This window comes from Agrobacterium sp. GW821-FHT02D03 (assembly GCF_059421725.1).
This window is the reverse complement of sequence record NZ_JBWKVN010000001.1, coordinates 180,463-192,500: the sequence shown is the minus strand read 5'-3', so window position 1 is coordinate 192,500 and position 12,038 is coordinate 180,463. Positions and strand designations below refer to the sequence as shown.

8 protein-coding genes, 1 tRNA gene and 2 rRNA genes (1 of these 11 running past the window's edge) are annotated in these 12,038 nt (G+C 57.0%); 10 read left to right on the top strand and 1 reads right to left on the bottom strand.

Translation table 11 applies throughout. The features are described 5' to 3' along the window. The 4 genes from AC07U5_RS00935 to fdhA form a co-directional block, all read left to right on the top strand. Positions 1-2,552, top strand: a 23S ribosomal RNA gene (locus tag AC07U5_RS00935); it begins 248 nt to the left of the window's first position. Positions 2,553-2,680: 128 nt separating this feature from the next. After that, positions 2,681-2,795: ribosomal RNA gene (gene rrf / locus AC07U5_RS00930) — 5S ribosomal RNA — on the top strand. 221 nt (positions 2,796-3,016) lie between these two features. After that, a tRNA-Met gene (locus tag AC07U5_RS00925) sits at positions 3,017-3,093 on the top strand. A gap of 687 nt (positions 3,094-3,780) precedes the next feature. Next, positions 3,781-4,971 (top strand): formaldehyde dehydrogenase, glutathione-independent, encoded by a 1,191-nt coding sequence (fdhA, locus tag AC07U5_RS00920; RefSeq protein WP_494722054.1) that lies wholly within the window; start codon positions 3,781-3,783, stop codon positions 4,969-4,971. Between the two features lie 91 nt (positions 4,972-5,062). Here the strand turns inward: fdhA and AC07U5_RS00915 are convergent, their stop codons facing one another. Then, on the bottom strand, positions 5,063-6,112 hold the full coding sequence (locus tag AC07U5_RS00915; RefSeq protein ID WP_494722053.1) for a Fe(3+) ABC transporter substrate-binding protein: 1,050 nt from the start codon (positions 6,110-6,112) through the stop codon (positions 5,063-5,065). Between the two features lie 279 nt (positions 6,113-6,391). On the opposite strand from AC07U5_RS00915, the gene rirA reads away from it, so the two are divergent. From rirA to AC07U5_RS00885, 6 genes are all read left to right on the top strand, one after another. Beyond that, positions 6,392-6,868: an iron-responsive transcriptional regulator RirA gene (gene rirA, locus AC07U5_RS00910; RefSeq protein WP_062427286.1), complete on the top strand. Its 477-nt coding sequence runs from the start codon at positions 6,392-6,394 to the stop codon at positions 6,866-6,868. A gap of 135 nt (positions 6,869-7,003) precedes the next feature. Further along, positions 7,004-8,038: an AbrB family transcriptional regulator gene (locus AC07U5_RS00905; protein WP_062599614.1), complete on the top strand. Its 1,035-nt coding sequence runs from the start codon at positions 7,004-7,006 to the stop codon at positions 8,036-8,038. Positions 8,039-8,206: 168 nt separating this feature from the next. Next, positions 8,207-9,118 (top strand): glycine betaine ABC transporter substrate-binding protein OsmF, encoded by a 912-nt coding sequence (gene osmF / locus AC07U5_RS00900; RefSeq protein WP_494722052.1) that lies wholly within the window; start codon positions 8,207-8,209, stop codon positions 9,116-9,118. Between the two features lie 9 nt (positions 9,119-9,127). Then, complete coding sequence (locus tag AC07U5_RS00895; RefSeq protein ID WP_494722051.1) at positions 9,128-10,324, top strand: ABC transporter permease; 1,197 nt, start codon at positions 9,128-9,130, stop codon at positions 10,322-10,324. After that, entirely contained in the window at positions 10,321-11,259 is a 939-nt protein-coding gene (locus tag AC07U5_RS00890; protein WP_494722050.1) for an ABC transporter ATP-binding protein, read from the top strand. The genes AC07U5_RS00895 and AC07U5_RS00890 overlap by 4 nt, the downstream gene beginning before the upstream one ends. Next, positions 11,256-12,011, top strand: coding sequence for an ABC transporter permease (locus AC07U5_RS00885; protein WP_494722049.1), 756 nt, complete (start codon positions 11,256-11,258; stop codon positions 12,009-12,011). Before AC07U5_RS00890 ends, AC07U5_RS00885 begins: the two co-directional genes overlap by 4 nt. Positions 12,012-12,038 lie beyond the last annotated feature (27 nt).

Sequence of the window (12,038 nt, the reverse complement as noted above, 5' to 3'; positions counted from 1 at the left end):
AAACATCTAAGTACCTGCAGGAAAGGACATCAACCGAGACTCCGTAAGTAGTGGCGAGCGAACGCGGACCAGGCCAGTGGCAATGATGAATAAAGCGGAACGATTTGGAAAGGTCGGCCATAGCGGGTGATAGCCCCGTACGCGTAGAACAGTCATTGTCCTTGAGTAGGGCGGGACACGTGAAATCCTGTCTGAACATGGGGAGACCACTCTCCAAGCCTAAGTACTCGTGCATGACCGATAGCGAACAAGTACCGTGAGGGAAAGGTGAAAAGCACCCCGACGAGGGGAGTGAAATAGAACCTGAAACCGGATGCCTACAAACAGTCGGAGCCCGCAAGGGTGACGGCGTACCTTTTGTATAATGGGTCAACGACTTAGTGTAACGAGCAAGCTTAAGCCGGTAGGTGTAGGCGTAGCGAAAGCGAGTCTGAATAGGGCGTTCAGTTCGTTGCATTAGACCCGAAACCGAGTGATCTAGCCATGAGCAGGCTGAAGGTTGGGTAACACCAACTGGAGGGCCGAACCCATAACTGTTGCAATAGTTCGGGATGACTTGTGGCTAGGGGTGAAAGGCCAATCAAACTCGGAAATAGCTGGTTCTCCGCGAAATCTATTTAGGTAGAGCGTCGACCGAATACCCTCGGGGGTAGAGCACTGGATGGGCTATGGGGACTCACCGTCTTACTGATCCTAACCAAACTCCGAATACCGAGGAGTACTAGTCGGCAGACACACGGCGGGTGCTAACGTCCGTCGTGAAGAGGGCAACAACCCTGACCTCCAGCTAAGGTCCCCAAGTCATGGCTAAGTGGGAAAGGATGTGAGGATCCCAAAACAACCAGGATGTTGGCTTAGAAGCAGCCATCATTTAAAGAAAGCGTAACAGCTCACTGGTCTAAATAAGGGTCTTTGCGCCGAAAATGTAACGGGGCTAAAGCCATGCACCGAAGCTGAGGATACAACGTAAGTTGTGTGGTAGCGGAGCGTTCCGTAAGTCTGTGAAGGCGGACCCGTGAGGGCTGCTGGAGATATCGGAAGTGCGAATGTTGACATGAGTAACGATAAAGGGAGTGAGAGACTCCCTCGCCGAAAGACCAAGGGTTCCTGCTTAAAGTTAATCTGAGCAGGGTTAGCCGGCCCCTAAGACGAGGCGGACACGCGTAGTCGATGGGAACCACGTTAATATTCGTGGGCCTGGTGGTAGTGACGGATCTTGTGTGTTGTTCAACCTTATTGGATTGGTTGGGCGGCGAAGAGGTTCCAGGAAATAGCTCCACCGTATAGACCGTACCCGAAACCGACACAGGTGGTCAGGTAGAGTATACCAAGGCGCTTGAGAGAACTATGTTGAAGGAACTCGGCAAATTGCACGCGTAACTTCGGAAGAAGCGTGACCCTTTTGCACGCAAGTGTGATGGGGTGGCACAGACCAGGGGGTAGCGACTGTTTATCAAAAACACAGGGCTCTGCGAAGTAGCAATACGACGTATAGGGTCTGACGCCTGCCCGGTGCTGGAAGGTTAAAGGGAGAGGTGCAAGCTTTGAACTGAAGCCCCAGTAAACGGCGGCCGTAACTATAACGGTCCTAAGGTAGCGAAATTCCTTGTCGGGTAAGTTCCGACCTGCACGAATGGCGTAACGACTTCCCCGCTGTCTCCAACATAGACTCAGTGAAATTGAATTCCCCGTGAAGATGCGGGGTTCCTGCGGTCAGACGGAAAGACCCCGTGCACCTTTACTATAGCTTTACACTGGCATTCGCCAAGGCATGTGTAGGATAGGTGGTAGGCTTTGAAGCAGGGACGCCAGTTCCTGTGGAGCCATCCTTGAAATACCACCCTTATCTTCGTGGATGTCTAACCGCGGTCCGTTATCCGGATCCGGGACAGTGTATGGTGGGTAGTTTGACTGGGGCGGTCGCCTCCGAAAGAGTAACGGAGGCGCGCGATGGTTAGCTCAGACCGGTCGGAAATCGGTCGTCGAGTGCAATGGCATAAGCTAGCCTGACTGCGAGACTGACAAGTCGAGCAGAGACGAAAGTCGGTCATAGTGATCCGGTGGTCCCGTGTGGAAGGGCCATCGCTCAACGGATAAAAGGTACGCCGGGGATAACAGGCTGATGACCCCCAAGAGTCCATATCGACGGGGTTGTTTGGCACCTCGATGTCGACTCATCGCATCCTGGGGCTGGAGCAGGTCCCAAGGGTATGGCTGTTCGCCATTTAAAGCGGTACGTGAGTTGGGTTCAGAACGTCGTGAGACAGTTCGGTCCCTATCTGCCGTGGGTGTAGGAATATTGACAGGATCTGTCCCTAGTACGAGAGGACCGGGATGGACGTATCTCTGGTGGATCTGTTGTCCTGCCAAGGGCATAGCAGAGTAGCTATATACGGAATGGATAACCGCTGAAGGCATCTAAGCGGGAAACCAACCTGAAAACGAGTGTTCCCTATCAGAGCCGTGGAAGACGACCACGTCGATAGGACGGGTGTGGAAGTGCAGTAATGCATGAAGCTTACCGTTACTAATAGCTCGAGCGACTTCTTCGTTCCCATTGTTCATGCTCATCGAATAAAACTCGATCGCATCACGTGTTCATATCAAATAGAGCCAAAAGCTCTCCAGCTTCTCGATACAACAGCATGAGCCAAAGCTCATGCCAGTTGCGTTTTGCCGACCTGGTGGTTATCGCGGGGCGGCTGCACCCGTTCCCATTCCGAACACGGCCGTGAAACGCCCCAGCGCCAATGGTACTCCGTCTTAAGACGCGGGAGAGTAGGTCGCTGCCAGGTCTGCCAAACGCAACTCAAATCAAATCAAATCAGTTTATCTTCTCTCTCACAAACCGCTCGGCACAGGCCGAAACAATAGGCCGCATACAAAGCGGCCTTTTGCAGTTCTAAAGAAATAACGCGGGGTGGAGCAGCCCCCGCCGACCCGCAGAAGGCAAAAGCCTTCGAGGACCGGCAAAACAAAACAACCGGGCACTTGCGCTGCGGTCGCTCATAATTAACGCGGGGTGGAGCAGCCCGGTAGCTCGTCAGGCTCATAACCTGAAGGCCGCAGGTTCAAATCCTGCCCCCGCAACCAAATATACGACGATCAGCAAAACCCCGTGGATCAATGCCGCGGGGTTTTGGCGTTTCTGGTGCTGGAATGCTTGCTTCACAGACCCAGTGGCGCCGGAAGAAGCCATCATCCGCCGCACGATGCGGTTCCATTCGACTGGAATAAGGACGGATGCCTCTCGTCCCGAGGCTCAGTGAGCGCTATCGCTGATGAAAGTCATTCGTCAACAATCAGATGACTTTTCCGTATAGCAATAAGCCACTGAAAAAATTGCAAAATCCAATGCGATAGCTCTAGATTTCGCGGGCTTCACTTCCAGCCACACGCGTGAACGCGCGCCTACCCGACATCCAACATCAAACGCTGGTCCCGTGGCATCCATCGGAAACTGACGCCTGGAACCCGCCATTTATGGATTAGAAGCTGGACTTCAGTGTCGTTGAACACACAAGGCGTGTCGTAATCCAGAACGTTTACCTCAGCCTCACGTGGTCTGCTGTCAGCATCGAAACGCCACTTGAGGAGGTGGCGTCATTTGTGTCGATGGCCGGGCTCAACCGGCCAGGAGGAGGATCACTCTGGAGGATCCGTCGGTGAGGAACTGGACGTCCCAGTCTTTACATGATCGCCAATTGATCGTCCGACAGTGAAGAATGTCGCGGCCCTGACGGCTTCGGCATTGATGTTCAAACCATGGAGGAGATGGATATGAGCAGGAACCGAGGCGTTGTCTATTTACGACCGGGTCAGGTGGAGGTTCGTGATATTGACGATCCGAAGCTGCAAGCCCCGGATGGACGCAGGATCGAGCATGGCGTGATCCTGAAAGTCATCTCGACCAATATTTGCGGCTCAGACCAGCACATGGTGCGTGGTCGCACGACCGCTATGCCAGGTCTCGTCCTAGGTCACGAGATCACTGGCGAAGTCATCGAAAAGGGCATCGACGTCGAGATGCTCGAGGTCGGCGATATCGTCTCAGTGCCGTTCAACGTTGCCTGCGGTCGTTGTCGTTGCTGCAAGTCGCAGGACACAGGCGTCTGCCTCACCGTCAATCCGTCCCGCGCCGGCGGCGCCTACGGATATGTCGATATGGGTGGCTGGATCGGCGGCCAGGCGAAATATGTCACCATCCCCTATGCCGACTTCAACCTTCTGAAATTCCCCGATCGCGACAGGGCGATGTCGAAGATCCGCGACCTGACCATGCTGTCCGATATCCTGCCGACCGGTTTTCACGGTGCAGTCAAAGCTGGCGTCGGCGTCGGCTCGACCGTTTATGTGGCGGGTGCGGGTCCTGTCGGTCTTGCTGCTGCAGCCTCTGCCCGTATTCTCGGTGCAGCCGTCGTGATGATCGGCGATTTCAACAAGGATCGTCTGGCGCATGCCGCCAAGGTCGGCTTCGAGCCGGTGGATCTGTCCAAAGGCGATCGCTTAGGCGACATGATTGCCGAGATCGTCGGCACTAATGAAGTCGATAGCGCGATCGACGCCGTTGGCTTCGAGGCGCGCGGCCATGCCGGCGGTGAACAGCCTGCTATCGTTCTCAACCAGATGATGGAGATTACCCGTGCCGCCGGTAATATCGGTATTCCGGGTCTCTATGTGACGGAAGATCCGGGCGCGGTGGATGAGGCGGCCAAGCAAGGCAGCCTGTCGCTGCGCTTCGGTCTTGGTTGGGCGAAGGCGCAATCCTTCCACACAGGCCAGACGCCAGTTCTCAAATATAACCGCCAACTCATGCAGGCCATCCTGCATGATCGCCTGCCGATCGCCGATATCGTCAATGCCAAGATCATCGCGCTGGATGACGCGGTCCAAGGCTATGAAAGCTTCGATCAGGGTGCTGCGACCAAGTTCGTCCTCGATCCGCATGGCGATCTGATCAAGGCGGCATGATCGGTTCAGTGGAACGATACCACAGAGAAACGCCCGCGATGTCGTCGCGGGCGCTTTTTTATGTCATCGGGTAGGTTTCGGCGGCCTGCTTTTACTGCGACGGCCCGTCATTGAAGCCGACCTCGTCGACCAGTTCGGAAGCCTCTTTCCGGTGCGCCGCAATCTCTGTCAGCGACAGCGTATCGGGCTTGATCGGCCCAAAGCTCTTGACCACATCGGAAGGCTGAGCACCGGGCAGCACCGGATACTCGAACACCTGCTTGGCGTAGATTTCCTGCGCTTCTCCTGACGCCAGGAATTCCATCAGTTTCAGGGCGTTTTCCTTGTTCGGCGCATATTTTGTCATGGCAACGCCGGAGATGTTGACATGGGTGCCGCGATCTTCGGCATTGGGGAAGATCACCTTGACGGAATTGGCCCAGACCTTTTCTTCCGGTTCCTGCTCATTGGTCAGCATCAAGCCGACATAATAGGTATTGCCCAGTGCAATATCGCACTCGCCGGAATAGATGGATTTCGCCTGGCTGCGATCCGTGCCGTCCGGCTTACGCGCCAGATTGTTTTTAAGGCCCGTCAGCCAGGTGCGCGTGTAGTCGAGGCCATGATGAGCAATCATCGAGGCAAAGAGCGCGATGTTGTAGGAATGCTGCCCATCGCGGATGCAGATCTTGCCCTTCCACTTCGGATCGGCAAGTTCCTCATAGGTGATCGACTGCTGAGACACGCGCTCCTTTGAGGCGTACACGACGCGTCCACGGGTTGTCAGTCCAAACCACTCGCCTTCCGGGTCGCGAAGATTGGCCGGAATATCCTTTTCGATGATCGGGTCGTTGAGCACCGGCTGCGTGACACCACCCTCCTTCGCCTCGACCAGCCGGGCGATATCGACAGTCAGCAGAATATCGGCGGGAGAATTGACGCCCTCGGCCTGAATCCGTTCGACTAGGCCCTTGTCCAGGAAGAGAACATTTGTCTCGATCCCAGTTTCCCTGGTGAAGACGTCGAGTAGCGGCTGGATCAATTCAGGCTGGCGGTAGGAGTAGACATTAACCTCACCACCGGCAAAGGCAGATGACGTGCTGCTACAGGCGATAGATACCACCGTGCCGAGCGTCAGAAAGCTGGTTTTCAATCTTGCCATGCCACAGGTCTCCCTTAGCGCGCCGTGCGTTCATTCTTGGACGCACAAAGGACGCGCGATTCCCGTTGAATCTACGCATCGTGCCTATCGAAAATCGGTTCCGATTTTCGGGCCGATGCAATAGGATTGAATAGTGGAGTTCTTTGTTCATGAATCGGCGGGCCGGTCAACGGTCAACCGCCGGAGATCGAACGGGTAAGGAAGTTTTTTTCATGTCTGGAATTGTTCTAAACTGAAAAACAAACTATATAACTCCACATTACCGATCAGGAGATCAGCATGCGTTTGACCAAACAGACCAACTATGCAGTCCGCATGTTGATGTATTGCGCCGCCAATGATGGCAATCTGAGCCGCATCCCTGAGATCGCCAAGGCTTACGGCGTGTCGGAGCTTTTCCTCTTCAAGATTCTTCAGCCGCTCACCAAGGCCGGCCTCGTTGAAACCGTGCGCGGCCGCAATGGCGGCGTCAAGCTTGGGAAACCGGCCGACAAGATCAGCCTGTTCGACGTGGTCAAAGTCACCGAAGACAGCTTTGCCATGGCGGAATGTTTCGAGGACGGCGCTGTCGAATGTCCGCTTGTCGATAGCTGCGGCCTTAATTCTGCACTTCGCAAGGCGCTGAACGCGTTCTTCGACGTTCTGACCGAATATTCGATCGACGATCTCGTCAAGGCCCGCCCGCAGATCAACTTCCTGCTCGGTCTCGATCAGCTGGCGCCCCGCGTGCATCCGACGCCGGTCGCAGCGGCCTGATCATCGCATCGAGACTTTTCCAAAAGCCCGTCCGCAAGATTGCCGGCGGGCTTTTCTTTTGGAAGAGCTTGATTTCAGCGGCGATGACGGCGCAAGTGGGCGTCTCCTGTTTGCGTTTTGATTCTCACCGGTGCCATGATCTCCATATCCGAGCTTTCTCGCCTTGCCTTGACCGTCTTCATCGGCAGTCTTGGCGCGCTATTCGGCGTGTTGGTTGGCCTCCCGGCCCCCTTTCTCTGCGGCCCGGCACTCGCCGTCACCGGCGCAAGCCTTCTCGGCCTGACGCTTTCGGTGCCAAAGAATCTTCGCAGCGCCACTTTCGTCATCGTCGGCGTATCGATGGGAACCAACATCACCCCGAACGTCTTTGAAGCGGCCAAAACCTGGCCCTTGAGCTTTGTTGCTGTGCTGTTGACGGTGGTGGTGCTTCTTTATGCAGCCTATTGGATCCTGCGCTTCATCTTCCGTTACGACCACACGACGGCGATGCTCGGTGCGTCTCCGGGCCACCTCAGCTACATCATCAGCCTGACGGCAGAGACCAAGAGCGATCTTGCAACTGTCAGCGTGATCCAGAGTGTGCGCGTTCTGGCACTGACGCTCACCGTGCCGCTGATCGTGAAATATCTCGATCTCGTCAGTGTCGAACCCTCCATCCTGCCGCCGCCCATGCCAGCGCTGGAACTCGGATTGACCCTGCTTGCCTCGCTGGCGGTCGGTCTTGTCTTCATGCGCTGGCGCTTTCCGGCAGCGCTGCTTCTCGGTGGTGTTGCCGTTTCCATCGGCTCACACGTCACGGGCTTCTCCAGCGGTGGAGTGCCGGACTGGCTTGCCATCCCCACCTATATCGTCCTTGGAAGCCTGATCGGCACGCGCTTTTCGCGCTCCTCGTTGAAGGATATGAGGAAAGCGTTTTTGGCTGGTGCCGTCGTCACAGTCGCGGTCGTCGTCCTTGCCTGCTCGATTGCCGTGCTCGTTTCCAGTCTGACGGGTGTTCCGCTCAACGCCGTGATGATTGCATTTGCGCCCGGTGGGCTCGAGACGATGGCAGCCATGGCGGTGATGATGCATGCGGATACGGCCTATGTCGGTTCACATCACGTCCTGCGCCTGCTGTTTCTCTCGGTGCTCATGCCTTTCGTGATCGGTAAACAAGCGCGCGGGCGTTGACCGTCAAGCACGAAACTGCGGATTTTCCTGTCCCCGCATTTTTCGCTGCAACTTTTTTGCCGCCTGCCTCGTTACTTCGTGCTGAACCGAGGACAGTCGCTCATTCGTATTGGTCAGAAAGACGAGGCATTGTCCTGCCCGCGTAACCGTTCCGAGTGGAGATTGCCCATGAACCGTCTGATGAAGCTGGCCGGCGCTGGATTTGCGCTTGCTCTTTATGCCTCCATTGCCCAAGCGCAGGTCGTCGTCTCATCCAAGATCGACACTGAAGGCAGCGTTCTCGGCAACATCATCCAGTCGGTTTTGAACGTCAACAATATTGCCACCACCGACCGCATCCAGCTGGGTGCGACGCCCGTCGTGCGCAAGGCGATCATCGCAGGCGAAATCGATATCTATCCGGAATATACCGGCAACGCCGCCTTCTTCTTCGAAAAGGCGGACGATCCTCTCTGGAAGGATGCCGCCAAGGCCTATGAAGAAGCCAAGACGCTGGATTACGACACCAACAAGATCGTCTGGCTGTCGCCTTCTCCGGCCAACAACACCTGGGGTATCGCGGTTCGCAAGGATGTGGCGGACAAGAACAATCTCAAGACACTGAGCGATCTCGGCAAATATGTTGCCGGCGGCGGCCAGATCGTCCTTGCTGCATCTTCTGAATTCGTCAATTCGGCGGCAGCTCTGCCCGCCTTCCAGAAGACCTACGGCTTCACGCTGAAGCCGGAGCAGTTGATCACGCTTTCGGGCGGCGATACGGCAGCGACGATTGCTGCGGCCGCCAACCAGACCAACAATGCCAACGCTGCCATGGTCTATGGCACCGATGGCGGCATTGCGCCGTCCGGCCTCGTCGTTCTCACGGATGACAAGAATGTGCAGCCGGTCTATCAGCCTGCGCCCATCATCCGCGAAGAGGTGCTGAAGAAGCATCCTGACATCGAAAAGGTCCTGAAGCCGGTCTTCGAAAAGCTCGATCTTACGACACTGCAGGAGCTGAATGGCCGTGTGCAGGTGGGCGGGGAACAGGCCAAGGCCGTCGCGCTCGATTTTCTCACCAAGAACGGCTTCGTGAAGTAAGAGGTGTCGTTGCAGAGCGAGAGCGCCATTTCAAAGCCGCAGACTGTCACACGACATGTCGACAAGGTCGGCGTGCTGATCTGCGGCCTGCTCCTCTATGCTGCACTCGTTCCGCCCTTCGTCAGCTTCCGCGCAAACCGTATCGTGCAAGGGGAAGGCCGCTTTCTGCTGGACAGCATGCCGACCTCTGTCGGTTACGGCTTGATCGGCATCATCATTCTTGCCGCGGCGGTGGCGCTGTTCGTCGCCAACACAAAGGTCCGCTTAGCAACGGCTTTTGCGGCACTGGTCGCGCTGGCCGTTGCGGTCGGCCTTTCGGCGTCGTCTCTCATTCCGCCTGAAAACACCTATGCCCGCGTGTCGGCGGCCAGTGGTTTCTGGCTTTTGCTCGCGGGACTGGTGGTCCTGGCGACGGATGCGATCGCGAGGCTTAATCCAAAGCCTCTGACACGTCTCATCCTTTTGGCTGTGTCACTGCTTCTCCTCAGCGCCTTCCTGCTCTCTGGCCTGTGGAAGGATCTCTCGATCATGAAGGAGTATCAGAGCCGCTCCGACATCTTCTGGACGGAAGCGCAGCGCCACCTTCAACTGGCCTTGGGCTCCGTCTTCGCGGCCATGCTGGCCGGCATTCCTCTGGGAGTGCTCTGTTTCAAGGTGGAGCGCATCCGCGCCGCCTTGCTGAACAGCCTCAACATCATCCAGACGATCCCATCCATCGCGCTCTTCGGCCTCCTGATTGCGCCGCTGGGCTGGATCGGCACCCATGTCCCGGGCGCCTCGCAGATCGGTATCCGCGGCATCGGCGCCGCGCCGGCCTTCGTTGCACTGTTTCTTTATTCCCTGCTCCCGATCGTTTCCAATACGGTCGTCGGGCTCGCAGGCGTTTCGCCTGCCGTGCGTGATGCGGCGCGCGGTATCGGCATGACGGGCCGGCAAAGCCTGTTCAAGGTCGAGTTTCCGCTGGCACTTCCCATCATCTTGACCGGCCTCCGCATCGTGATGGTGCAGAACATCGGGCTTGCAACGATCGCGGCGCTCATCGGCGGCGGGGGCTTCGGCGTCTTCGTCTTCCAGGGGATTGGCCAAACGGCCATGGACCTCGTCCTTCTCGGAACCATCCCGACCGTCATTCTGGGATTTGCTGCTGCAATTCTGCTGGATGCTCTGATCGACAGCAAGCTCCTGTCACGAGGAAAAGCCACATGATCGAAATTGAAGGCCTCACCAAACGATATGGCGAAGCGACGGTGGTCGATAATGTGAGCCTCGCTGTCCAACCCCAAAGTGTTACCGTAATCGTCGGCACATCCGGCTCGGGCAAGACGACGCTTCTGCGCATGATCAATCGTCTCGTCGAGCCGACCTCGGGCCTTATTCGTATTGATGGGCGCAATGTTCTGGATCTGCCAGGCTTCGAGCTTCGTCGCAGCATCGGTTATGCCATTCAGGGACATGGGCTTTTTCCGCATCGGACAGTGGGGCAGAACATTGCGACCGTGCCGGAACTGCTGGGCTGGGATCGGCAGCGGGTCTCGGCGAAAGTCCACGAACTGCTTACCCTCTTTCAACTTGACCCAAAGCTTTATGCCGACCGCTTCCCAAGCGAACTCTCGGGCGGTCAGCAGCAGCGCGTCGGCGTGGCGCGCGCGCTGGCAGCCGAACCGAACATTCTTTTGATGGACGAGCCCTTCGGCGCGCTCGACCCGATCATCCGCGCCAAGGCGCAGGAAGATCTTCTCGCGATCCAGAACAAACTCGGTGTCACCGTCGTGCTCGTCACCCATGATATGGATGAGGCCTTCTTCCTGGCAGATCGGATTGCCGTCATGGATAAGGGAAAGCTCGTGCAATATGGACCACCGGCGGAGCTCGTCCTCAACCCGGCAACGCCTTTTGTCAGAACGCTGATCGGCGAGCGGGAAAGGCCGTTGCGGCTGCTTTCCGTGGCAACCGTCTCCGAGATCGTTGAACCCGGAGAGGCGGAAGGCGAACCGCTTACCGGCAGCCTCAGCCAACGCGATGCACTGTCCGCCATGCTCTGGGCGGGACGAGACAGTCTCCCGGTTGTCGGCACCAACGGGCAGAAGATCGGCCGCATCCGGCGCGAAACTTTGCTTCAGCAAGCTGCGGGTCGTTCATGACGCGCGCGCACCCAAAAGCGCTGCTCGGACCTTTGCTCCTGTTGGGGCTCACGCTGCTGCTTGTCGTCTTTTTGGCGACACCAGGCGCTTTCGCCCCGATCTTCTCATCGCTTGTCCAGACCAATGCACCCGCTATCTACCAGCAGGCCAATCTTCTGTCCCTGACGCTGTCCCATATGGCAATCGTGGGGATGGCAACGGCTGCTGCCACACTGGTGGCCGCGACACTTGCCATTCTTGTCAGCCGTCCGTTTGGTCGTGAATTCCTGCCGCTGTCGCGCAGCATCGTCAATATCGGCCAGACATTTCCGCCCGTTGCCGTTCTGGCACTTTCGGTGCCGATCATGGGGTTCGGTCAGAAGCCAACACTGGTGGCGCTGTTTCTCTATGCCTTGCTTCCCGTCTTCGAAAACACCCTTACGGGCCTGACCACAGTTCCGGCATCAATCACCGAAGCAGCGCGCGGTGCGGGCATGACCGGGTGGCAAAGGCTGTGGAAGATCGATATCCCGCTTGCCATGCCCGCGATCCTCGCCGGCATTCGCCTATCCGCCGTCATCAGCCTCTCAACCGCGACGATCGGCTCGACCGTGGCAGCACGCACGCTGGGCGAGGTCATCATTGCCGGCCTGCAATCCAACAATCTTGCCTTCATCCTGCAGGGCGGTTTGATCGTGGCGGCACTTGCCGTTTTGATCCACAGTGTGTTTTCGATGCTGGAAGCAAAGGCCGCACATCGTGCCGGTCGATAGCGCATTTTGTCTAGACAAATTATTTTC